The sequence below is a fragment of the Streptomyces sp. NPDC041784 genome (assembly GCF_055591025.1).
The window spans coordinates 580,340-602,457 of the sequence record NZ_JBVJAB010000004.1; the positions used below are offsets into that span (position 1 = coordinate 580,340).

The 22,118-nt window shown below is 73.5% G+C and carries 19 protein-coding genes and 1 pseudogene; 11 read left to right on the forward strand and 9 right to left on the reverse strand.

Annotated features, from left to right (window positions below):
* Nucleotides 1-51: 51 nt before the first annotated feature.
* The 3 genes from hutH to ACZ6D7_RS12090 all read right to left on the reverse strand — a co-directional run bounded on the left by hutH (nt 52) and on the right by ACZ6D7_RS12090 (nt 3,813).
* A complete protein-coding gene (gene hutH / locus ACZ6D7_RS12080) occupies nt 52-1,644 on the reverse strand; it encodes a histidine ammonia-lyase (RefSeq protein ID WP_469487778.1) in 1,593 nt (530 codons plus the stop codon).
* Between the two features lie 78 nt (nt 1,645-1,722).
* A complete protein-coding gene (locus ACZ6D7_RS12085) occupies nt 1,723-2,892 on the reverse strand; it encodes a GGDEF domain-containing protein (RefSeq protein WP_469487781.1) in 1,170 nt (389 codons plus the stop codon).
* A gap of 117 nt (nt 2,893-3,009) precedes the next feature.
* Nucleotides 3,010-3,813, reverse strand: a complete 804-nt coding sequence (locus ACZ6D7_RS12090; protein WP_469487784.1) for an enoyl-CoA hydratase/isomerase family protein — start codon at nt 3,811-3,813, stop codon at nt 3,010-3,012.
* Between the two features lie 247 nt (nt 3,814-4,060).
* Between ACZ6D7_RS12090 and ACZ6D7_RS12095 the strand changes: the two genes are divergently transcribed.
* Nucleotides 4,061-4,705, forward strand: a complete 645-nt coding sequence (locus tag ACZ6D7_RS12095) for a hypothetical protein (protein WP_469487787.1) — start codon at nt 4,061-4,063, stop codon at nt 4,703-4,705.
* Between the two features lie 20 nt (nt 4,706-4,725).
* Here ACZ6D7_RS12095 and ACZ6D7_RS12100 read toward each other — a convergent pair whose 3' ends face one another.
* Entirely contained in the window at nt 4,726-5,889 is a 1,164-nt protein-coding gene (locus ACZ6D7_RS12100) for an adenylate/guanylate cyclase domain-containing protein (RefSeq protein ID WP_469487790.1), read from the reverse strand.
* 152 nt (nt 5,890-6,041) lie between these two features.
* Complete coding sequence (locus ACZ6D7_RS12105; protein WP_469487793.1) at nt 6,042-6,908, reverse strand: biotin--[acetyl-CoA-carboxylase] ligase; 867 nt, start codon at nt 6,906-6,908, stop codon at nt 6,042-6,044.
* A 110-nt stretch (nt 6,909-7,018) separates the two neighbouring features.
* Between ACZ6D7_RS12105 and ACZ6D7_RS12110 the strand changes: the two genes are divergently transcribed.
* The 4 genes from ACZ6D7_RS12110 to ACZ6D7_RS12125 all read left to right on the forward strand — a co-directional run bounded on the left by ACZ6D7_RS12110 (nt 7,019) and on the right by ACZ6D7_RS12125 (nt 9,732).
* Nucleotides 7,019-8,632, forward strand: a complete 1,614-nt coding sequence (locus ACZ6D7_RS12110; RefSeq protein WP_469487795.1) for an acyl-CoA carboxylase subunit beta — start codon at nt 7,019-7,021, stop codon at nt 8,630-8,632.
* Nucleotides 8,633-8,647: 15 nt separating this feature from the next.
* The gene (locus tag ACZ6D7_RS12115) at nt 8,648-8,857 is read left to right on the forward strand and encodes an acyl-CoA carboxylase epsilon subunit (RefSeq protein WP_469487798.1); all 210 of its coding nucleotides are present in this window, start codon (nt 8,648-8,650) and stop codon (nt 8,855-8,857) included.
* A 114-nt stretch (nt 8,858-8,971) separates the two neighbouring features.
* Nucleotides 8,972-9,100 (forward strand): morphogenic membrane protein MmpB, encoded by a 129-nt coding sequence (mmpB, locus tag ACZ6D7_RS12120; protein WP_469487801.1) that lies wholly within the window; start codon nt 8,972-8,974, stop codon nt 9,098-9,100.
* A 26-nt stretch (nt 9,101-9,126) separates the two neighbouring features.
* The gene (locus ACZ6D7_RS12125; protein ID WP_469487803.1) at nt 9,127-9,732 is read left to right on the forward strand and encodes a Maf family protein; all 606 of its coding nucleotides are present in this window, start codon (nt 9,127-9,129) and stop codon (nt 9,730-9,732) included.
* A gap of 187 nt (nt 9,733-9,919) precedes the next feature.
* Here the strand turns inward: ACZ6D7_RS12125 and ACZ6D7_RS12130 are convergent.
* Nucleotides 9,920-10,357 (reverse strand): annotated as a pseudogene (locus tag ACZ6D7_RS12130) (hypothetical protein); the annotation flags it as partial.
* A gap of 374 nt (nt 10,358-10,731) precedes the next feature.
* On the opposite strand from ACZ6D7_RS12130, the gene ACZ6D7_RS12135 reads away from it, so the two are divergent.
* On the forward strand, nt 10,732-12,504 hold the full coding sequence (locus ACZ6D7_RS12135; RefSeq protein ID WP_469487807.1) for an acetyl/propionyl/methylcrotonyl-CoA carboxylase subunit alpha: 1,773 nt from the start codon (nt 10,732-10,734) through the stop codon (nt 12,502-12,504).
* A 108-nt stretch (nt 12,505-12,612) separates the two neighbouring features.
* On the opposite strand, the gene ACZ6D7_RS12140 is transcribed toward ACZ6D7_RS12135, so the two are convergent.
* Nucleotides 12,613-13,578 carry a DeoR/GlpR family DNA-binding transcription regulator gene (locus ACZ6D7_RS12140; RefSeq protein WP_469487810.1) on the reverse strand — a complete coding sequence of 322 codons (966 nt, stop codon included), beginning with the start codon at nt 13,576-13,578 and terminating at the stop codon, nt 12,613-12,615.
* 121 nt (nt 13,579-13,699) lie between these two features.
* Complete coding sequence (locus ACZ6D7_RS12145; protein ID WP_469487815.1) at nt 13,700-15,148, reverse strand: NAD(P)H-quinone dehydrogenase; 1,449 nt, start codon at nt 15,146-15,148, stop codon at nt 13,700-13,702.
* Between the two features lie 96 nt (nt 15,149-15,244).
* On the opposite strand from ACZ6D7_RS12145, the gene ACZ6D7_RS12150 reads away from it, so the two are divergent.
* The 5 genes from ACZ6D7_RS12150 (at nt 15,245) to ACZ6D7_RS12170 (ending at nt 19,806) form a co-directional block, all read left to right on the forward strand.
* On the forward strand, nt 15,245-15,691 hold the full coding sequence (locus ACZ6D7_RS12150; protein ID WP_469487821.1) for a gamma-glutamylcyclotransferase family protein: 447 nt from the start codon (nt 15,245-15,247) through the stop codon (nt 15,689-15,691).
* 15 nt (nt 15,692-15,706) lie between these two features.
* Nucleotides 15,707-15,991, forward strand: coding sequence for a hypothetical protein (locus tag ACZ6D7_RS12155; protein WP_469487824.1), 285 nt, complete (start codon nt 15,707-15,709; stop codon nt 15,989-15,991).
* Nucleotides 15,992-16,181: 190 nt separating this feature from the next.
* Entirely contained in the window at nt 16,182-17,006 is an 825-nt protein-coding gene (locus ACZ6D7_RS12160) for a purine-nucleoside phosphorylase (protein ID WP_469487827.1), read from the forward strand.
* Nucleotides 17,007-17,085: 79 nt separating this feature from the next.
* On the forward strand, nt 17,086-18,720 hold the full coding sequence (locus tag ACZ6D7_RS12165; RefSeq protein WP_469487832.1) for a phospho-sugar mutase: 1,635 nt from the start codon (nt 17,086-17,088) through the stop codon (nt 18,718-18,720).
* 360 nt (nt 18,721-19,080) lie between these two features.
* Nucleotides 19,081-19,806: a hypothetical protein gene (locus ACZ6D7_RS12170; RefSeq protein ID WP_469487835.1), complete on the forward strand. Its 726-nt coding sequence runs from the start codon at nt 19,081-19,083 to the stop codon at nt 19,804-19,806.
* A 138-nt stretch (nt 19,807-19,944) separates the two neighbouring features.
* Here the strand turns inward: ACZ6D7_RS12170 and ACZ6D7_RS12175 are convergent, their stop codons facing one another.
* On the reverse strand, nt 19,945-21,642 hold the full coding sequence (locus ACZ6D7_RS12175) for a hypothetical protein (RefSeq protein ID WP_469487838.1): 1,698 nt from the start codon (nt 21,640-21,642) through the stop codon (nt 19,945-19,947).
* Nucleotides 21,643-22,118 lie beyond the last annotated feature (476 nt).

The following is a 22,118-nucleotide window of genomic DNA, read 5'->3' on the forward strand; positions in this document are numbered from 1 at the left end:
TGTTCTCCGGTCGGCCCCGCTCGTTTTGTTCTCCGGTCGGCCCCGCTCGTTCTAGCGGAGCGGTCCGGTGACCGTCTCCGCCGCCGCGACGAGACGGCCGTCGCGCACGAAGGCGTCCGCCGCCGCGAGGTCCGGCGCGAGGAAGCGGTCTGGGCCGGGGCCCTGGACGCCCGCCTCGCGGGCGGCCGCGATGACCGCCCGGGTCGCGGGCGCCGGGGTGAGGCCCTCGCGCAGTTCGACGCCGCGGGTGGCGGCGTACAGCTCGACGGCGATCACGCGCGTGAGGTTGTCGACGGCCGTACGCAGCTTGCGCGCCGCCGACCAGCCCATGGAGACGTGGTCCTCCTGCATCGCGGAGGACGGGATGGAGTCCGCGGAGGCCGGTACGGCGAGCCGCTTCAGCTCGCTGACCAGCGCGGCCTGCGTGTACTGGGCGATCATCAGGCCGGAGTCGACACCGGCGTCGTCCGCGAGGAACGGCGGCAGACCGTGGCTGCGGTTCTTGTCCAGCAGCCGGTCGGTGCGCCGCTCGGCGATGGAGGCGAGGTCGGCGACGGCGATCGCGAGGAAGTCGAGGACGTAGGCGACGGGGGCGCCGTGGAAGTTGCCGTTGGACTCGACACGCCCGTCGGGCAGCACCACCGGGTTGTCGACGGCCGCGGCCAGTTCGCGCTCGGCGACCAGCCGGGCGTGGGCCATCGTGTCGCGGCCGGCGCCGGCGACCTGCGGGGCGCAGCGCACCGAGTAGGCGTCCTGGACGCGGGGCGCGTCGTCCTGGTGATGGCCGGTCAGCTCGGAACCGGCGAGCACGGCCAGCATGTTGGCGGCGGAGTCGCCCTGCCCGGGGTGCGGGCGGATGGCGTGCAGTTCGGGGGCGAGGACCTTGTCGGTGCCGAGCAGGGCCTCCAGGGAGAGGGCCGCGGTGATGTCGGCGGACTTGTAGAGCCGGTCCAGGTCGGCGAGGGCCATGACCAGCATGCCGAGCATGCCGTCGGTGCCGTTGAGCAGGGCCAGGCCCTCCTTCTCGCGCAGCTCGACGGGGTCGATGCCGTGCGCGGCGAGCAGCTCGCCGGCGGGCCGTACGACGCCGTCGGGGCCCTCCGCGTCGCCTTCGCCCATCAGGGTGAGGGCGCAGTGGGAGAGCGGGGCGAGGTCGCCCGAGCAGCCGAGGGAGCCGTACTCGTGGACGACGGGGGTGATGCCGGCGTTCAGGATGTCGGCCATGGTCTGCGCGACCTCGGGCCGTACGCCGGTGTGTCCGGAGCAGACGGTCTTGAGCCGCAGGAACATCAGCGCGCGGACGACCTCCCGCTCGACGCGCGGGCCCATGCCGGCGGCGTGCGAGCGGACGATGTTGCGCTGGAGCTGGGTGCGCAGTTCCTGGCTGATGTGCCGGGTGGCGAGGGCGCCGAATCCGGTGGAGACGCCGTAGACCGGGTCGGGCTTGGCCGCGAGCGCGTCCACGATCCCGCGGGCCGCGGCGAGCGCCGCCACTGCCTCCCCGGACAGCTCGACGCGGGCCCCGCCACGCGCCACGGCGAGCACGTCGGACGCGGTCACCCCGGACGCCCGCCCGTCGCCCACCACCACCCTTTCAAGGCCGCGCTTCGCGCCTTCCCCATCCACCACAGTGTGCATATCCATATTCAGGAGCGTACGCAGTGAAGACGGAGATGTCACCAGTGGGGACCCGGTTCGCCCCTTACCGAATACGTCACACCCTCAGGGCCGGCCACGGAAGCGGCGGCGCTCGGCGGTCCCCTCCCGGGACGGCTCGTCGGCGAGGCGCACGACGGGGTCGTCGGGCCCCTCCCGGCCCGCGACGACCGGCCGGGCGGCCCGTACGGCCTTGGCACGGTACTGGGCCGCGTCGGCCAGCCGGAAGAGCCGGCGGGCCGAGCGGACCGGCCCGATCGGGTCCTCGGTGGACGCGACCCCGCAGGCCACGCCCTCGCCCAGCTCCAGCTCGGCGGCGCGGCGGCAGAGGTCGCCGGCCACCTTCACCACGTCGTCCGCCGGCGGACCGACCGCCAGCAGACAGAACTCGTCCCCGCCGAGCCGCGCGGCCAGCGCCCCCGGCAGCATCGCCCCGCACAGGGACAGCACCGAGCCGAACCGCTCCAGCAGCCGGTCTCCGACGGCGTGCCCGCGGGTGTCGTTGACCCGCTTCAGCCCGTTGATGTCACAGACGACGAGACTGACCGCCGTCCCGTCGGCCCGGTGCCGCTCGATCGCCTCCTCCAGGCCCACGTCGACGGCGCGACGGTTGGCGAGACCGGTGAGGGCGTCGGTGAAGGCCAGCCGCCGGGCCTCCTCCAGCCGCTCGGTCTGGGCGAGCCCGGCGGCGACGACGGCGGCCAGGACGGTGGCGAAGTCGGCGTCGGCGCGATCGAAGACGGGCGTGCCGGCCGAGCGAGCCACGTACAGCTCACCCCAGGCGCGGCCGTGCAGCACGATCGGCGCGACCACGCAGGAGCCGCGGCCCCGGCGGCGCAGCGCGGCGACCCTCCCCCAGCTGACGCCGGGAGGTGCCCCCAGATGGCAGGAGCCGGGCTGTCCGGCGGCGGGCCCCCGCGCCGTCTCCACCCAGGCGTTGGGCTCGCCCCCGGACGCCCAGCGTTCGTGCAGGAACTCGGTGATCTCGGGGAACTGGTGCACCGGATAAGCCTCGGCCTCGGGGAACTCGTCCTCGTCGGCCGCGCGGTCGCCCACGTTCACCAGCACCCGCAGCCGGCCCAGGTCGCGCTCCCACACGGAGAGCGCGGCGAAGCCGCCGGCCAGCGCCCGGCACGCGCCGAGCGCCGCGGCCCGCCACGACTCCCGGGGCGTCCGCGCCGCCGCCATCCCCTGCGCCAGGCCCACCACGGCCGCGAGGCGTCTGTCCTCACCCATCTCCCCAGGTTAGGGATATTCGCGACGAAAGGTGACGTCAGAAAGTCACCTGGAGTGACCGCTCCCGCCCGCGCACTGCCGGGCACCGGGAATCCGGCGCCGCCGCTCCCCCGGCCGCTACTCCCCCGGCCACTCGGGCCGCCGCTTCTCGTTGAACGCCGCCACGCCCTCCGCGCGGTCCCCCGAGAACGCCACCGCCCGCCACGCCGCGTCCTCGACCTCCAGCCCGGCCCGCAGATCCAGCCCCTGCCCGAGCCGCAGCGCCCGCTTGGCCGCCCGCAGGCCCACCGGAGAGTTCGCCGCGATCCGCGCGCCCATCGCCAGCGCCTCCTCCCGGTCCCGGCCCTCCTCCACCAGCAGGTCCACCAGCCCCAGCTCCCGGGCCTCGGCCGCCTCCACCCGCCGCGCGGTGAAGATCAGCTCGGCCGCCCGCGCCGCCCCCACCCGGCGCGGCAGCAGCTGCGTACCGCCCCCGCCCGGGATCACCCCCACCGACACCTCTGGCAGCCCCACCACGGCCGTGCGGTCGGCCACGATGACGTCACACGCGAGCGCCAGCTCGAAGCCGCCGCCCAGCGCGAACCCGTGCACCGCCGCCACCGTCGGCACCGGCAGCTCCAGCACCCCGGTGTACGCGCCCCGGGCGACCGGCCGCTGCCGTACGAGCTCCGCGTCGCTGAGGGAGTTGCGCTCCTTGAGGTCGGCGCCGACGCAGAACGCCCGTTCGTGCGTCGACGTCACCACGACCACCCGGACGTCCCGGTCGTCGCCGAGCGCCGCGCAGGCCCGGGCGACGGACTTCGCCATGTCGGTCGACACGGCGTTCATGGCCTTGGGCCGGTCCAGGGCCAGCTCCGCGACCCGGCCGCCGTCCCCGTGCCGTCGCACCAGCACGAACTCCCCGAACCGCTCCTCGCTCATGACACCCTCCGGATCGCACGCAGGTTAACGCGGGTTAACATCCCGCCCGCCCGATCATCGCAGGCCGGATCCGCCAGGGAAAGTACGGGCCGGTTCCCCGGCCACCGCCCGTCCCATCGCGACACCGAGGCCCGTCCACCCGTTCGAGTGACATCCCGCCCAACTCCCACCCGACCGCCCAAGGGAGCGCATAACGTGCGTCCGCCCCGGCGCATCGGGGGCGCGACCGCACCGGGGAGGGAACGCGATGACGAGCACGCCGGTGAACGAGCACCAGAACCAGGAAGAGACCACCCGGCTCTGGGCGCCGCCGCGGGGCCGGCACCGCCGTCCCCGCCCGCGCAAGGTGCTGTTCGCCGCGGGCGGTCTCGCCGTGGTCGCCGGTGTGCTGAGCCTCGTCCGGCTGACCCCGGACTCCGGCGGCGTCGGCGGACTCGGCACCGCGAAGGCGGAACCCCACCCCGACCCTCTCACCGGCGCCAACACGGTCAGCGACGTTCCGGCCAACGCTGGCGCGACCGTCGCCGCCACCCCGACGGCTCCCGCCCCGATGGGCGGCGCCGGCGCGAGTCCCACGCCCGAGGTGAGTCTGGTCCCCGGCGTCCCGGGCGCGCCGACGTCCGTGGCGCTCGCCCCGGGCGCCACCTACACCCCGGCCGCCCCCGGCGTGACCCCGGCACCGGCCCCGCCGCGCGCCCCGGCCCCCGCGCCCACGGCGACCACCGGCCCGCGGCCCGCACCCACGACGTCCACCCGGCCGCCCGCCCCGGCGCCGGCCACTACGCCCCCGGCGCCCGCACCCGAGGCACCCGGCCGCCCGGGCCTCTGCGTCCCGGTCATCGGCCTGTGCGTCGACCCGCTCGACAACGCGCTCGGAGCACCGAACCGCTGACCGGTACGGGCCGCTGAGCCCTACTCCTCGGCGCCGCCCCGCCGGGTCAGCAGCCACGGTTCCACCACGCCCAGCCCGCGCACCGGCCGCTGCCACATCGGCTGGAGCGCGAAGCGGTACGTCGGCGGCTCCTCGCCCTCCTTCTCGGCGGCGGCCGCGTCCTCGGCGGCCTGTGCCTCCGAGGCGGGCGCGTCCCCGGTGCGGATCAGCTCCTCCGCGAAGGCGCTGTCGACGAGGACGGCGTCCCGTGGCGCTATCGACGTCAGCCGCGACGCCAGGTTGACCGTCGTCCCGAAGACATCGCCCATCCGGGTGGTGACCGTGCCGAACGCCATGCCGACGCGCAGCTCCGGCATCGTCTCGTCGTTGCTCATCGTCTCGACCAGCCGCAGCGCGATGTCGGCGGCCGTGCCCGCGTCGTCCGCCGCGTACAGCACCTCGTCGCCGAGGGTCTTGATCAGCCGTCCGCCGCGCGCGGCGACCAGGTCGGCGGCGGTGGTCTCGAAGGCCTCGACCAGCTCGCCCAGCTCCTCCTCCTCCATCCGGCGGGTCAGCCGGGTGAAGCCGACCAGGTCGGCGAAGGCGACGGCGAGGCGCCGGTCGACCATCTCCTCGTCGTCGGCGGCCTGGACGACGCGTCCGGCCGAGGCGGCGAGCTGCCGGCGCCAGACGTAGACGAGGAACTCCTCCAGCTCGGGCAGGAGCAGCTCGACGATCGGATAGGTGACCTCGGTGCGGGTCATGCCGGGCTCGGGCGGCTCGGTCAGGCCCTCCAGGAAGGAGTCGATCTGCCACTCCGCCAACCGGGCGGTGGTCTGCCCGGTGGACCGGGCGACCTGGACCGCCATGGCCTCGCTCAGCAGCCCCGCCTCGACCAGACCGGCGAGCCGGCGCAGCGCGAGCACGTCGGCCTCGGTGAGCGCCTTGGCCTGCCCGATGTCGGCGAAGCCCATCGCCCGCCAGAAGCGGGACGCCAGCTCCATGGAGACACCGGCGCTACGAGCCGCTTGAAAAGGGGTGTAGCGCCGCTCCGCACCGAGGATCAGCTGTTCGAGTCGGAGGGCGAGCGGGTCCTCGCCGGATTCGGCGTCGGAGAGGTCCCCGTGCTCGGCCGAGGCCTCGAGCGGGGAGGGGTCCACCCGGCGTTCCGCGCCCGCGCCGGAGCCCGTGTCGTCGACGGTCACGCCTGCTGCCCTTCCGATCTTCCGCGGTCAGGTATCGACCGGCCTCAACTCTACGGCAGTGTGCGCCAGCTCACTCCGTCAGGCCGCGGACGGCCGCGCGGTTCCGGCCCCCGGACAGGGCCGTTCACAGCGGCGCGACGCCCGCCCGAAGCTCAGGCCGGCCGCAGATGGACGATGTCCCCCGCGCCCACCGGCTCCTGCACCCCGTCCGCCGTGGCGATGACGAGCCTGCCGTCGCCGTCGACCGCTACCGCCTCCCCCACCAGGGCGCGCCCGCCCGGCAGCTCGGCACGCACCGAACGCCCGAGGGTCGCGCACCCGGCCGCGTACGCCTCCTGGAGTCCGCCGGCCGCCGGGTCGCCGCCGGCCTCCCGCCAGCGCCCGTACCACTCCTCCAGCGACCGCAGGACGGCCCGCAGCAGCGGGTCCCGGTCGGTGCCGGCCGCGCCGGCCAGCACCAGCGAGCCGGCCTGGGGCACGGGCAGCTCGTCCGCGCGCAGGGTGACGTTGATGCCGACGCCGACGACGACGCCGTCCTCCCCGGTCCGCTCGGCCAGGATGCCGCCCGCCTTGCGCTCCTCTCCCCCGACGGTGACCAGCAGGTCGTTGGGCCATTTGAGGGACGTGTCCACGCCCGCCGCCCGCGCCAGCCCGGTCGCCACGGCGACCCCGGTGAGCAGGGTCAGCCAGCCCCAGCGGGCCACCGGCACCTCCGCCGGCCGCAGCAGGACGGAGAAGAACAGCCCGGAGCGTGGCGGTGCCGTCCAGCTGCGGTCCAGCCGGCCGCGTCCGGCGGTCTGCTCCTCCGCGATCAGGATCGTGCCCTCGGCCGCCTCGCCCTTGGCCGCCAGGGCCGCGAGGTCGGAGTTGGTGGAGCCGGTGCGCGCCACCACCCGGACGTCCGACCAGAGGCCGCCCTCGCGCACCAGGGCCCGGCGCAGGGCGGCGCCGTTGAGGGGCGGCCGGTCCAGATCGGACCAGCGGCTGCTGTTGTCGTCTGAGGCATCTCGCGGCGTCATGCAAGCCACCCTAGGTGTGTGAAACGCCGCACTGCCGATTGGTAGGCGCACCACTACTCTACGGATGAGTAACCGTCCCCCCTTTTGAGCAGGCAGGGAGCCGCATCCCGATGTCCGAGCCGGAAGAGCGTCACGAGATCCCAGGGATCGACATTCACACGACCGCGGGGAAGCTCGCGGATCTCCAGCGTCGTATCGACGAGGCGACGCATGCCGGCTCCGCGCGCGCCGTCGAGAAGCAGCACGCCAAGGGCAAGTTGACGGCCCGTGAGCGCATCGAGCTGCTCCTGGACGACGGCTCCTTCGTCGAGTTGGACGAGTTCGCCCGTCACCGCTCCACCAACTTCGGCCTGGAGAAGAACCGCCCCTACGGCGACGGCGTGGTGACCGGCTACGGCACGGTCGACGGCCGTCCGGTCGCCGTCTTCTCCCAGGACTTCACGGTCTTCGGCGGAGCGCTGGGCGAGGTCTACGGCCAGAAGATCGTCAAGGTGATGGACTTCGCGCTGAAGACCGGCTGCCCGGTCATCGGCATCAACGACTCCGGCGGCGCCCGGATCCAGGAGGGCGTGGCCTCGCTGGGCGCCTACGGCGAGATCTTCCGCCGCAACACCCACGCGAGCGGTGTCATCCCGCAGATCTCGCTCGTCGTCGGTCCCTGCGCGGGCGGCGCGGTGTACTCCCCCGCGATCACCGACTTCACGGTGATGGTCGACCAGACCTCGCACATGTTCATCACCGGCCCGGACGTCATCAAGACGGTCACCGGTGAGGACGTCGGCTTCGAGGAGCTGGGCGGCGCCCGCACCCACAACTCCGTCTCGGGCGTGGCGCACCACATGGCCGGCGACGAGAAGGACGCCATCGAGTACGTCAAGCAGCTGCTGTCGTACCTGCCGTCCAACAACCTCTCCGAGGCCCCGGTGTTCCCGGAGGAGGCGGACCTCGCCGTCACCGGCGAGGACCTCGAACTGGACACGCTCGTCCCGGACAGCGCCAACCAGCCGTACGACATGCACACGGTGATCGAACACGTGCTGGACGACGCCGAGTTCTTCGAGACGCAGGCGCTGTTCGCCCCGAACATCCTCACCGGCTTCGGCCGGGTCGAGGGCCACCCGGTCGGGATCGTCGCCAACCAGCCGATGCAGTTCGCCGGCTGTCTGGACATCACGGCGTCCGAGAAGGCGGCGCGTTTCGTGCGCACCTGCGACGCCTTCAACGTCCCGGTCATCACGTTCGTGGACGTGCCCGGCTTCCTGCCCGGCGTCGGCCAGGAGCACGACGGCATCATCCGCCGCGGCGCCAAGCTGATCTACGCGTACGCCGAGGCGACCGTCCCGCTGATCACCGTCATCACCCGCAAGGCCTTCGGCGGCGCCTACGACGTCATGGGCTCCAAGCACCTGGGCGCCGACCTCAACCTGGCCTGGCCGACCGCCCAGATCGCCGTGATGGGCGCCCAGGGCGCGGTCAACATCCTGCACCGGCGCACGATCGCCGAGGCGGAGGCGAACGGCGAGGACCTGGAGGCGGTCCGCGCCCGGCTGATCCGGGAGTACGAGGACACCCTCCTCAACCCGTACATCGCGGCCGAGCGCGGCTACATCGACTCCGTGATCATGCCGTCCGACACCCGCCGCCACATCGTGCGCGGCCTGCGTCAGCTGCGCACCAAGCGGGCATCACTGCCCCCGAAGAAGCACGGCAACATCCCCCTCTAGCCCCCAGGAGTGACGGTGACCATCAAGGTCGTACGGGGCAACCCGACCCCGGAGGAGCTGGCCGCCGCCCTGGCGGTGGTCAGAGCCCGCGCCGCGGCGGCAGCGGCGGCGCCGTCCGGCGCGGAAGGTCCGAGGGACGCGTGGTCCGACCCGGCGAGGATCGCGACCCGCCGCGTCCCCCAGCCGGGCCAGGCATCGTGGACCCGCACGTATTGGCCGGCGTGACCGGAGGCTCTGCGGGGGGCGCGGGGAACCGCGCCCCCCGCGGAACGACTCACGGCGCCGATTTGAGTACGCCTACTCAGGCGCCGCCCCCGGCCCAGGCTCCACGCTGGTGGAATGCTGTGGTCCGACCCTGAGAACGAGCCGCCCGAGGAACTGCGCGACATGCAGGAGACCCTCAGGCGGCTCGGCTTCTTCCTGGCGGCGGCCATGCTCATCGCGATGATCGTGCTCGGCCTGAGATGACCGCGCACCGGCGCTACCCTGACCGCATGCGCCGACTCGTCCTCGCCTCCCAGTCCCCCGCCCGACTGAACCTGCTGCGCCAGGCCGGCCTCACCCCCGAGGTGATCGTCAGCGGGGTCGACGAGGACGCCGTCACCGCCTCCACCCCGGCCGACCTGGCGCTCGCGCTGGCCGAGGCGAAGGCCTCCGTGGTGGCCGCGAAGCCCGCGGTCAAGGGCGCCCTGGTGATCGGCTGCGACTCGGTGCTCGACCTGGACGGCGAGGCGCTGGGCAAGCCGGCGGACGCCGAGGAGGCCACGGCCCGCTGGAAGGCGATGCGCGGGCGCGCGGGCACCCTCCAGACCGGGCACTGCGTCTACGACACCCTCACCGGGCGGTACGTCTCGGCCACCGCCTCCACCGTGGTCCGCTTCGGCGACCCGACGGACGAGGAGATCGCCGCGTACGTCGCCTCGGGCGAACCGCTCTACGTCGCGGGCGCGTTCACCCTCGACGGCCGCTCGGCACCGTTCATCGACGGCATCGACGGCGACCACGGCAACGTGATCGGCATCAGCCTGCCCCTGGTCCGCAAGCTGCTGGCCCAACTGGGCGTGAACATCACGGAGTTGTGGGCGCCGGCGGAGCACTGACCACGACGGGCCCGGCGTCCTTCACCACCGCGTCGCGCACCGATGTGTCCCGCACCGCCGCGTCCTTCGCTCCCGTCTCCTTCGCCCCCGCCCCCTCGGGCTCCTCGTCCGGCCGCCGGCCCGCCGGGCCCTCGGCGGCCGTTCCCGGGGCCCCGCGGCCCGCGTCGGCCGCCGCCGCGTCCTGCGGGCCGTCCGGGCCCTGCGCGGGCCCCGGCTGCCCCGCAGCGGGCCGCTCCTGGGCGTCGTACGTCATCAGGAGCAGCACGATCAGGGTGAGCATCACGATCATGAACAGGAACTGCGGCACGCCGAGCAGGCCCCAGGCGACCGCGCCCAGCAGGCCGTGCACCACGGCCACGCTGATCAGCAGGACGCGGCCGAGGCCGACCGGCGGGCGGTTGCGGAGGGCCACCAGCAGGGCGACCAGTCCGCAGAAGGCGAAGTAGAGCCCGAAGACGATCCCGCCCGCCTTCGACGACGTCGACATCACGTCCGGGTCCAGGCCGGCCAGCGACATGTCCTGCCGGTCCACCACCACACCCATGAACCACTGCAGCGCGGCGATACCGAGCGCCTCCGCGAAGAGCACGACCGCCACGATCCATGCCACCGGTCTACGGACCACCGGTCCCCACCCACTTTCGACTGCCGCCCGAGCAAGACTGCGGTTACCCCTAGTACGTTCGAGACATCGTGAACGCTACTAACGGGTAAACCGCGGGACAAGGGTTCTGCGCCCGGCAAAGAATCGTTGGGCCATTCGTAGGGACTCCACAAAGAAACGGAGTGGGCCGCAGCACGCCCTCACAGAGACCTTGACCACATCAGGGGGCTAGGGTTGCCGGGAGGAGTGCTGCGTACGGCGGTACTACAAGGGATTTCGCGGTCGAGTGAGCCTCGCATCACGCTCCGTGTGGGCAAGCTCACCTTTGGGGACGGGTCGATGTGCCGTGTCGGCAGTCCCTAAACTCGGCTTGTTTCAAGGAGGGAGCCTCAATCGTGCGCAAGGTGCTCATCGCCAACCGTGGCGAAATCGCAGTCCGCGTTGCCCGGGCGTGCCGGGATGCCGGCATCGCGAGCGTGGCCGTGTACGCCGAGCCGGACCGGGACGCTCTGCATGTCCGGGCCGCGGACGAGGCGTTCGCCCTGGGCGGTGACACTCCGGCGACCAGCTACCTGGACATGGCGAAGGTCCTGAACGCCGCGCGCGAGTCCGGCGCCGACGCCGTCCACCCGGGCTACGGCTTCCTGTCCGAGAACGCCGACTTCGCCCAGGCGGTCCTGGACGCGGGCCTGATCTGGATCGGCCCGCCGCCGCAGGCCATCCGCGACCTCGGCGACAAGGTGGCCGCCCGGCACATCGCCCAGCGCGCCGGCGCGCCGCTGGTGGCCGGCACCCCGGACCCGGTCTCGGGCGCCGAGGAGGTCGTCGCCTTCGCCGAGCAGCACGGTCTGCCGATCGCGATCAAGGCGGCCTTCGGCGGTGGCGGCCGTGGTCTGAAGGTCGCCCGGACGCTGGAAGAGGTCCCCGAGCTGTACGAGTCCGCGGTCCGCGAGGCGGTCGCCGCCTTCGGCCGGGGCGAGTGCTTCGTCGAGCGCTACCTCGACAAGCCGCGGCACGTGGAGACGCAGTGCCTGGCCGACAGCCACGGCAACGTGGTGGTCGTCTCCACCCGTGACTGCTCCCTGCAGCGCCGTCACCAGAAGCTGGTCGAGGAGGCCCCGGCGCCGTTCCTCTCCGACGAGCAGGTCGCCGAGCTGTACTCCTCCTCGAAGGCCATCCTCAAGGAGGCCGGCTACGTCGGCGCCGGCACCGTGGAGTTCCTCGTCGGTGTCGACGGGACGATCTCGTTCCTGGAGGTCAACACGCGCCTCCAGGTCGAGCACCCGGTGACCGAGGAGGTCGCGGGCATCGACCTGGTCCGCGAGATGTTCCGGATCGCCGACGGCGAGGAGCTGGGCTACGGCGACCCGGAGCTGCGCGGTCATTCCTTCGAGTTCCGGATCAACGGCGAGGACCCGGGCCGTAACTTCCTCCCGGCGCCCGGCACCGTCACCGCCTTCAGCCCGCCGTCCGGTCCGGGCGTGCGGCTGGACGCGGGGGTGGAGTCCGGTTCGGTCATCGGCCCGGCGTGGGACTCGCTGCTGGCCAAGCTGATCGTCACCGGTGCCACCCGTGAGCAGGCGCTCCAGCGGGCGGCCCGCGCGCTGGCGGAGTTCCAGGTCGAGGGCATGGCCACGGCCATCCCGTTCCACCGCGCGGTGGTGGCGGACCCGGCGTTCGCCCCCGAGCTGACGGGCAGCCAGGAGCCGTTCACGGTCCACACCCGCTGGATCGAGACCGAGTTCGTCAACGAGATCCCGGCCTTCGCCACCCCGGCCGACACCGAGGCCGAGGAGGACGGGGACCGCGAGACGATCGTCGTCGAGGTCGGCGGCAAGCGGCTGGAGGTCTCCCTCCCGTCCTCGCTCGGCATGTCCCTGGCCCGGACGGGTCTCGCGGCGGGCGCCAAGCCCAAGCGCCGCGCGGCGAAGAAGTCCGGCCCCGTCGCCTCCGGCGACACCCTGGCCTCCCCGATGCAGGGCACGATCGTCAAGGTCGCGGTCGAGGAGGGCCAGGAGGTCAAGGAGGGCGACCTGGTCGTCGTCCTGGAGGCCATGAAGATGGAGCAGCCGCTGAACGCCCACCGTTCCGGCACGGTCAAGGGCCTCGCGGCCGAGGTCGGCGCGTCCGTCACCTCCGGCGCGGTGATCTGCGAGATCAAGGACTGACGTCCCGCAGTACCTGTCGAAGCGCCCGGCGGACCGGAACGACGAGTCCACCGGGCGCTTCGCGTTCCCCGGTGAACGGGCCGTGCCGGCGCTGTCCGCCGGGACGGCTCAGCGGCGGCGCAGGTCCGCGACCCGGGCGCGTTCGGCGCCGGAGGGCTGTTCGCCCAGGACCGCGGCCGCGCGCAGGCCCGCCGCGGCGCCCGGCACCTGGCTGCGGCGCGGGGCCGGCAGGGGGACGTCCCGGCGCTGCTGCTGGGGGCGCGCCGGGACCGCGTCACCCCCCTGGCTGCCCGACGCCCCGGCCACGGCGATCTGCACCCCCTGGTCCGCGAGGGCCTGGAGTTCGGTGGCGGCGCGGTCGTCGTGGGCGGGCGGTTCGTCGGTGACGAGCCGGGTGATGAGGTCCGTGGGCACGGTCTGGAACATGGTGTCGGTGCCGAGCTTGGTGTGGTCGGCGAGCACGACGACCTCGGCGGCGGCCTGCACCAGCGCCCGGTCCACGGACGCCGAGAGCATGTTGGACGTGGACAGTCCGCGCTCGGCGGTCAGCCCGCTCCCGGAGAGGAACGCGCGGGAGACCCTCAGGCCCTGGAGGGACTGTTCGGCACCGCTGCCCACCAGGGCGTAGTTGGAGCCGCGCAGGGTGCCGCCGGTCATCACGACCTCGACCCTGTTGGCGTGGGCCAGGGCCTGCGCCACCAGCAGGGAGTTGGTGACGACGGTCAGGCCGGGCACCCGGGCGAGCCGGCGGGCCAGCTCCTGGGTGGTGGTGCCCGCCCCGACCACGATGGCCTCGCCCTCTTCGACGAAGTTGGCGGCGAGGTCCGCGATGGCGGTCTTTTCGGCGGTCGCGAGATGGGATTTCTGCGGAAAGCCGGACTCCCGCGTGAACCCGCCCGGCAATACCGCACCGCCGTGCCGGCGGTCGAGGAGTCCTTCTGCCTCCAGTGCGCGCACGTCCCGCCGTACGGTCACTTCGGAGGTCTGGACGACGCGGGCGAGTTCACGGAGCGACACGGCCCCGTTCGCTCGCACCATTTCGAGAATCAATTGGCGACGTTCTGCAGCGAACACGAAACTGACAGTAACGCGGGCGACCGTCTGCTTTCAGCTCTTTGCGCCGAATAGTAGAAGTTGTTCGCACAGAGGGACGGGGAGTGGTATAGGACCCCGAATCCGGCACCGACGCCTCCCGTCAGGCCTCCCCCGCCGCCTTGCGGGTGTGCAGCTGCCGGGCCACCTCGGCGATCGACCCCGAAAGGGAGGGGTACACGGTGAACGCGTTCGCGATCTGTTCGACCGTCAGATTGTTGTCGACAGCGATCGAGATGGGGTGGATCAGTTCCGAGGCGCGCGGGGAGACGACCACACCGCCGACGACGATCCCCGTGCCCGGACGGCAGAAGATCTTGACGAAGCCGTCGCGGATGCCCTGCATCTTGGCGCGCGGGTTGCGCAGCAGCGGGAGCTTGACGACCCGGGCGTCGATCTTGCCGGCGTCGACGTCGGCCTGGCTGTAGCCGACGGTGGCGATCTCCGGGTCGGTGAAGACGTTGGAGGAGACCGTCTTGAGGTTGAGCGGGGCCACCGCGTCGCCGAGGAAGTGGTACATGGCGATACGTCCTTGCATGGCGGCGACGGACGCGAGCGCGAACACACCGGTCACGTCACCGGCCGCGTAGACGCCCGGGGCGGTCGTCCGCGACACCCTGTCGGTCCAGATGTGACCGGACTCGCGGACCCGGACGCCCGCCTCCTCCAGGCCCAGCCCCTCGCTGTTGGGGATGGCGCCGACGGCCATCAGGCAGTGCGAGCCGCTGATGACCCGCCCGTCGGCGAGGGTGACCTCGACCCGGTCGCCGACCCGCTTGGCGGACTCGGCGCGGGAGCGGGCCATGACGTTCATGCCGCGGCGGCGGAAGACGTCCTCGAGGACGGCGGCGGCGTCCGGGTCCTCGCCGGGCAGCACGCGGTCGCGGGAGGAGACCAGGGTGACCTTGGAGCCGAGGGCCTGGTAGGCGCCGGCGAACTCGGCGCCGGTGACGCCGGAGCCGACCACGATGAGCTCCTCGGGCAGCTCGGCGAGGTCATAGACCTGGGTCCAGTTCAGGATGCGCTCGCCGTCGGGCTGGGCGTCCGGCAGCTCGCGCGGGTGGCCGCCGGTGGCGATCAGGACGGCGTCGGCGGTGAGGGTCTCCTCGGTGCCGTCGGCGGCGGCGACCACGACCTTGCGGGAGCCGTCGAGGGCCTGCATGCCCTCCAGCCGGGCGCGGCCGCGCAGCACCCGGGCGCCGGCCCGGGTGACCGAGGCGGTGATGTCGTGCGACTGGGCGAGCGCGAGGCGCTTCACCCGTCGGTTGACCTTTCCGAGGTCCACCCCGACGACCCGGGCCGACTGCTCCAGCGGCGGGGTGTCGTCGGCGACGATGATGCCCAGCTCCTCGTACGAGGAGTCGAAGGTGGTCATCACCTCTGCCGTGGCGATCAGGGTCTTCGACGGCACGCAGTCGGTCAGCACCGACGCTCCGCCCAGACCGTCGCAGTCGACGACGGTCACCTCCGCGCCGAGCTGCGCGGCCACCAGGGCAGCTTCATAGCCGCCGGGTCCGCCACCGATGATCACGATCCGAGTCACGTACCCCATTGTCCCGCACGGGTGGGGGTGACACTCGTCCGGGGGCCGGGCGGGGGCCCTCCGTTACGGGAGTGACACGTGTGCGGCCTGCCGTACTCTCCTTCCATGTCGCTCTACGCCGCGTACGCCGGCAACCTCGACGCGCGGCTGATGACCCGCCGCGCCCCGCACTCGCCCCTGCGCGCGACGGGCTGGCTGAACGGCTGGCGGCTGACCTTCGGCGGCGAGCAGCTCGGCTGGGAGGGCGCGCTGGCGACCGTCGTCGAGGCCACCGACGACCCCGGCGCGCAGGTCTTCGTGGCGCTGTACGACCTCACGCCGATGGACGAGGAGTCCCTGGACCGGTGGGAGGGCGTGGGCCTCGGCATCTACCGCCGGCTCCGGGTGCGGGTGCACACGCTGGACGGCGAGACGAGTGCCTGGGTGTACGTGCTGAACGGGTACGAGGGCGGGCTGCCGTCGGCGCGGTACCTGGGCGAGATCGCCGACGCGGCGGAGTCGGCGGGGGCGCCGCACGACTACGTGATGGAGCTGCGGAAGCGGCCCTGCTGATCGATCCTGGTGTGCATGAGCGGGACACGGCACGGATACGAGGTCCACTACACCGAGCAGGCCGCGGCGGTGCGGGAAGGACTGGACGCGCGGGAGCGCGCCAGGTTCGACCGGGGCATCGACGTGCTGGCCCGCGACCCCTACCTCCCCGCGTCCCGCGCCGTCAGCGCCTCGGGTGACGACCGCACCGTCCGGCTCACGCAGCACGTCTTCGCGGAGTACATCGTCAGTCGTGGCCGGCTGCTCGTCTTCGTGGTCGAGGTCTTCAGCGACCAGGACGTACTCGTTCCGGAGGAGTGACCGCCGTGCCGCCTGGCCGGCCGCTCGGTCAGCCGGTATGCCGCTCGGTCGGCCGCTTGGTCGGCCGCTTGGTCAGCCGCTTGGTCAGCCGCTTGGTCAGCCGCTTGGTTGGAAACGACAAGACAACGATCCCCTTCCCGTGGGCTCTGTCATCTACGCGCGTAGGCATTGACCGGCTAGGCTCATCCGCGTGAACGCATCTCTTCTCCCGGACGACATCCAGGGCGACCCCCACGCCGCCGCCGACGCCGCGGCCGCGCGCCTGCGCGAACTGACCGGCGCCGAGACCCACGACGTCGCCCTCGTGATGGGCTCCGGCTGGGCACCGGCCGTGGACGCGCTGGGCGCTCCCGACGCCGAGTTCCAGGTCACCGAGCTGCCCGGCTTCCCGCCGCCGGCGGTCGAGGGCCACGGTGGCAAGATCCGCTCGTACCGGATCGGCGAGAAGCGCGCCCTGGTGTTCCTGGGCCGCACCCACTACTACGAGGGCCGGGGCGTCGCCGCCGTCGCGCACGGCGTGCGCACCGCGGTGGCGGCCGGCTGCAAGACGATCGTCCTGACCAACGGCTGCGGCGGTCTGCGCGAGGGCATGCGCCCCGGGCAGCCGGTCCTGATCAGCGACCACATCAACCTCACGGCGACCTCGCCGATCATCGGCGCGAACTTCGTCGACCTCACCGATCTGTACTCGCCGCGGCTTCGCGCCCTGTGCAAGGAGATCGACCCCACGCTGGAGGAGGGCGTCTACGCCCAGTTCCCCGGCCCGCACTACGAGACCCCGGCCGAGATCCGCATGGCCCGGGTGATCGGGGCGGACCTGGTGGGCATGTCCACGGTGCTGGAGGCCATCGCGGCGCGTGAGGCGGGCGCGGAGGTGCTGGGCATCTCCCTGGTCACCAACCTCGCGGCGGGCATGACCGGTGAGCCGCTGAACCACGAGGAGGTCCTCCAGGCGGGCCGCGACTCGGCGACCCGGATGGGCTCCCTGCTGGGCCAGGTGCTGGGCCGGCTGTAACCACGGCACCGGGGGGCTCCGCCCCCTGGACCCGCGGGGCGAGGAAAGTCACGACCACACACGAGAGGTTGACCCGGACGTGCACGACGATCTCATCGCACAGGCCCACGCATGGCTCGCCGAGGACCCCGACCCGGAGACCCGGGCGGAACTCGCCGAGCTCATCGAGGCCGGGGACGTCAAGGAGCTGGCCGACCGGTTCGGCGGCACCCTCCAGTTCGGCACCGCCGGCCTGCGCGGTGAGCTCGGGGCCGGCCCGATGCGGATGAACCGCTCGGTCGTGATCCGCGCCGCCGCCGGTCTCGCCGCGTACCTCGACGGCAAGGGGCAGCGCGGCGGGCTGGTCGTGATCGGCTACGACGCCCGTCACAAGTCCGCCGAGTTCGCCCGGGACACCGCCGCCGTGATGACCGGCGCCGGGCTGCGGGCGGCCGTCCTGCCCCGGCCGCTGCCCACGCCCGTCCTGGCCTACGCCATAAGGCACCTCGGCGCGGCCGCCGGAGTCGAGGTCACCGCCAGTCACAACCCGCCCCGTGACAACGGCTACAAGGTCTATCTGGGCGACGGTTCCCAGATCGTGCCGCCCGCCGACGCCGAGATCGCCGCCGAGATCGCCGCGGTCCGCAGCCTGGACGACGTGCCCCGGCCGGACGGCGGCTGGGAAACCCTCGACGACTCCGTCCTGGACGCCTATCTCGCCCGGACGGACGCCGTCCTCGCCGCCGGCTCCCCGCGCACCGCCCGCACCGTCTACACGGCGATGCACGGCGTCGGCAAGGACGTGCTGCTCGCCGCCTTCGCCCGGGCCGGCTTCCCGGAGCCCGTGCTCGTCGCCGAACAGGCCGAGCCCGACCCCGACTTCCCGACCGTCGCGTTCCCCAATCCGGAGGAGCCCGGCGCGATGGACCTCGCCTTCGCGCGGGCCCGGGAGACCGACCCCGACCTGATCATCGCCAACGACCCGGACGCCGACCGCTGCGCCGTGGCCGTCAAGGACCGGGAGGGCGCCTGGCGGATGCTCCGCGGGGACGAGGTCGGCTCCCTGCTCGCCGCCCACCTGGTCGCCCGCGGCGCGCGCGGCACGTTCGCCGAGTCGATCGTCTCCTCCTCCCTCCTCGGCCGCATCGCCGAGAAGGCGGGACTGCCCTACGAGGAGACCCTCACCGGTTTCAAGTGGATCGCCCGCGTCGACGGTCTGCGCTACGGCTACGAGGAGGCCCTCGGCTACTGCGTGGACCCGGAGGGCGTCCGCGACAAGGACGGCATCACCGCCGCCCTGCTGATCACCGAGCTGGCGTCGACGCTGAAGGAGGAGGGCCGCACCCTCCTCGACCTGCTCGACGACCTCGCCGTGGAGCACGGGCTGCACGCCACCGACCAGCTCTCGGTCCGGGTGCAGGACCTGTCCCTCATCGCCCGTGCCATGGAGCGGCTGCGCACCGCGCCGCCGACCTCGCTCGCGGGCCTGGCGATCACCCGCGCCGAGGACCTGACCCGGGGCACCGAGACGCTGCCGCCCACCGACGGGCTGCGCTACACCCTCGACGGCGCCCGCGTCATCGTCCGCCCCAGCGGCACCGAGCCCAAGCTGAAGTGCTACCTGGAGGTCGTGGTGCCGGTCGCGGCGCACGCCGGTCTCCCGGCCGCGCACGAGCGGGCGGGCGAGCTGCTCGCGGCGATCAAGCGGGACCTGTCGGCCGCCGCCGGCATCTGAGCCGTACCCTCGCGCGCACGGCTCAGCTGTGGTCAAGTACCCCTTGATTCACGTGGAGTTGGGCCGTCGCACGCTCCTCGGACGCCCGCCCGGGCGCCCTCGCGCCGCATGCTGGAGGGCAGTGCGGAACGCGCTCGCCTTCCCCCCTTGAGCGCGTCCGTCACCCAGGTGTCCCGCGCCCCCCTGGCTCACGTCAGGCGGGATGCCGTGCTCGGGCCGGACACGGGGTTCGCACCGGTGCCGGTCGCGCAACCCCGTGTCGGGTCCCGAGCCGACCCGCCCCCCTTATCCGAAGCGTCCGTTCACGTAGTCCGACGTCCGCGGGTCCTGCGGGCTGTTGAACATCGCGTGCGTGGAGGCGTGTTCGACGATCGCCCCGGGCGTGCCCTGCTCGGCGAGGAAGAACGCGCAACTGTCGGAGACGCGGGCCGCCTGCTGTTCGGTGTCGGGCCGTTCGGTGTCGGGTCGGCGTGCGGGGCGGCGGGCTCGGGCCGGGGTGCGGGGCGGCGGGCTCGGTCCGGGGCGCGGGGCGGCGGGCTCGGTCCGGGGCGCGGCCGGCGTCGGCGCCCCGGTCGAGTCGCGGGCCGCGAAGCGGTGGGCGTCGCGGCGGGATGCCCTGACGCGGCGGTGTTCCTGGCGGCGGGTCAGCTTGCCCGGGCCGCGGCCGCCGAGGACACCTCCACCTGGAGCGTCAGCGCCTACGCCATAGCCGCGGACAGCGACGCCGTGTTCCTGAACAGCGCGGCCACCTTCGGTGTCCGGCGCGACACCCAGGTGGCCGTCGACGCGAACCCCAAGCGCGTGAAGTGGGGCCGCGCCCTCACCGTCACGGGCGGTGTGCGGCACGCCGGCTGGGCGACCGGCACCTCCGTGCCCGCCTCGGCCGGACAGCCCGTGGAGCTCCAGTTCCGCCCGAAGGGCAGCAGCACGTACTGCACCCTGAAGACCGTCACGACCGCCGCCGACGGCACCCTGTCCACCGGCGTCCACGCCTACACCGACGGCTCCTACCGCTGGTCCGACGCGGGCACGGCCGAGACGGCGGCCGCGGTGTCGGCGGGCGTCTTCGTGGACGTCGTGGGCTGAACCCCGCCCCCCGCACGGCCACCTGAGTGCCGGGCCCCCATGCGGGCGGCTCGGCACCACGGGGGCGCCACAGGGGGCGCCACAGGGGGCGCCACAGGGGGCGCCACGGGGGCCGGAAAGAAAACCGCCGGAAAGCGTTTACGGCAGGAAAATCACCGCCGCCGTCCCCACCACCCCGATGACCACCCCGAGCGGCCACAGCGCCCGACCCCGCTGCCGTTCGTCGCTCATGCCCACCGGCCGCAGTTCCGGGTCCCGCCACATCGCGGTGATCTCGGCGGCCAGCCGCTCGTACGGGTGCATCACACCGAGCCTGCGCTCCAGCCAGGTCCAGCGGGGCGAGTGGACGTTCCACTCCGCGAAGGACGCCCGCTTGCTGTCCACTGTCAGCGAGGCGCCCTCGGTCCGCACGATCCGGATCCGGTCCCAGGTGAGCTGCCGGGCGGCCCCCCGGAAACCGTTGAGCCACAACCCCTCGCGGTCGGCGGTGATCCGCCACGCCAGCCGGCGCGGCAGCAGCAGCGCGGCGACCAGCGTCAGGCCGAAACCGGTGACGTAACGCCACCACCCGGAGTCGTCCCAGAAGAGGCCGGCGTACGCCAGCGCCAGCAGGCCCGTGAACCAGTCCGGCCACCCGGCGCGCCACCGCCGTGTCTTCACGGCCCCCTCGTGAGCCTCGCGGCGCACCCGGTCGGCGGCGGTCCGGCGCAGTTCCTCGTACCGTGCCTCCCGGGTCGCCCTGCCCCGCGCCACCGCGTCCCGGCGCCGGACGGTCCACTCGGTCAGCGGCCGCACCGCCCCCACGCTCACCTCCATCACGGGCGGCTCGTCGGCCTGCTCCGCGGCGACCAGGAACACGACCTCGGCACCGTCGTGGGGCACCCCGTACAGGACGGCCTCGCGCAGGGGCCCGGCCTGTCCGTCGGCGACGCGGTCGAACAGTTCCCGCAGGTCCTCGTCGTCCTCGCCCTCGCCCTCCCCGTCACCGTCGTCCTCGTCGTCGTCCTCGTCGTCGTCCTCGTCGTCGTCCTCGTCGTCGATCTCCCGGGTGGCGACCGTGAACAACGGCCGCAGCGCGTCCTCGTCGTCGGCCGCGAACACCTCGTTGTCGACGTCGGCGTTCTCCCGCACCAGCACCCTGAGCACGGGCACCGGCGCCCCGCGCAGACCGGCCGCGCGGTGTCGCGCCAGCGCCGCCGAGAGCAGCACGGTGAGCCCGAGCCCGGCCAGGCACCAGCCCGCCGCCGGGACCCCCTGCCGGTCGCCGGGCGCGTCCCAGAGGCCCGCGGTGGCGTACAGCACGCCACCCGCCACGACCACGAGGAGCCCCGACCAGAAGAGGAACGTCCCCCGCTCCGGACGTCCGGCCGCCGCCTGCGGCAGTACGACGGTCACGCCCCCGGCGGCCGTGAGCGCCGCCTCCCGCTGCGGCCCGAGCGCGGCCAGCCGCACCAGCACGGCCGCCCAGACGGCGGCGAGCGCCGCCACGAGCCCCAGCCGCACCGCCCAGGAGGCGTCCCCGAGGACGAGGACCACGACCACGGCGACCGGTACGAGGATCCGCGCGGCTTCGGGCCGCAGCAGCGCCCAGACGAAGGGCAGGGCGACCAGCGCGGCGCCCCAGGGGGGCAGCACGGCGTACTCGCCCAGCAGCCCGGCACCGGCCACCGCCAGCAGCGGAAGCCCCACGAGCAGCGACGTCCGCGCCCGCACCGGCACCCAGCGCGGCGGCAGCGCCCGCGCCCACCGCCGAGCCGCCTCGCCGTCCCAGGGCCGGCAGCCCTCGGGTATCGCCGCCTCGGGCAGCCGCAGCACCCCGCCGGAATCCGTACTCATCGCTCCCCCAGAATCACAGGCCCCTGAACAGGACCGTTACGGCCGGGGCGCGCGCCGATGATGACGCAGGAACCTGTGATCCACGGCAACAGCCCGACAACGGTTCCACAACCACTCACCGAGCCCCTGACACATCGCCCGCCCGCCCGCCAAAAATCCACTCGCCCCGGTCACGCATCCACTTGCCCCCATCACACACACCGCCCGAGCCGTCACACGTCGCCCGGCCCCGTCACACCCCGCCCGCCCCACCACACGTCGCCCGGCCCCGTCACGCATCCGCCCGACCGCCTGACATCCACTCGACGCCGCCACCCATCGCCCGGCCCCGTCACACATCCACCCAGCCCGCGACGCATCCACTCGCCCCGTCACACACCCCCCGCCCCACCACACGTCGCCCGGCCCCGTCACGCATCCGCCCGACCGCCTGACATCCACTCGACGCCGCCACCCATCGCCCGGCCCCGTCACAC

Coding starts and splice junctions, on each gene's coding strand:
- hutH (WP_469487778.1), bottom strand. CDS start 1,644: ATGGATATGCACACTGTGGTGGATGGGGAAGGCGCGAAGCGCGGCCTT.
- ACZ6D7_RS12085 (WP_469487781.1), bottom strand. CDS start 2,892: ATGGGTGAGGACAGACGCCTCGCGGCCGTGGTGGGCCTGGCGCAGGGG.
- ACZ6D7_RS12090 (WP_469487784.1), bottom strand. CDS start 3,813: ATGAGCGAGGAGCGGTTCGGGGAGTTCGTGCTGGTGCGACGGCACGGG.
- ACZ6D7_RS12095 (WP_469487787.1), top strand. CDS start 4,061: ATGACGAGCACGCCGGTGAACGAGCACCAGAACCAGGAAGAGACCACC.
- ACZ6D7_RS12105 (WP_469487793.1), bottom strand. CDS start 6,908: ATGACGCCGCGAGATGCCTCAGACGACAACAGCAGCCGCTGGTCCGAT.
- ACZ6D7_RS12110 (WP_469487795.1), top strand. CDS start 7,019: ATGTCCGAGCCGGAAGAGCGTCACGAGATCCCAGGGATCGACATTCAC.
- mmpB (WP_469487801.1), top strand. CDS start 8,972: ATGCTGTGGTCCGACCCTGAGAACGAGCCGCCCGAGGAACTGCGCGAC.
- ACZ6D7_RS12125 (WP_469487803.1), top strand. CDS start 9,127: ATGCGCCGACTCGTCCTCGCCTCCCAGTCCCCCGCCCGACTGAACCTG.
- ACZ6D7_RS12145 (WP_469487815.1), bottom strand. CDS start 15,148: ATGGGGTACGTGACTCGGATCGTGATCATCGGTGGCGGACCCGGCGGC.
- ACZ6D7_RS12150 (WP_469487821.1), top strand. CDS start 15,245: ATGTCGCTCTACGCCGCGTACGCCGGCAACCTCGACGCGCGGCTGATG.
- ACZ6D7_RS12155 (WP_469487824.1), top strand. CDS start 15,707: ATGAGCGGGACACGGCACGGATACGAGGTCCACTACACCGAGCAGGCC.
- ACZ6D7_RS12175 (WP_469487838.1), bottom strand. CDS start 21,642: ATGAGTACGGATTCCGGCGGGGTGCTGCGGCTGCCCGAGGCGGCGATA.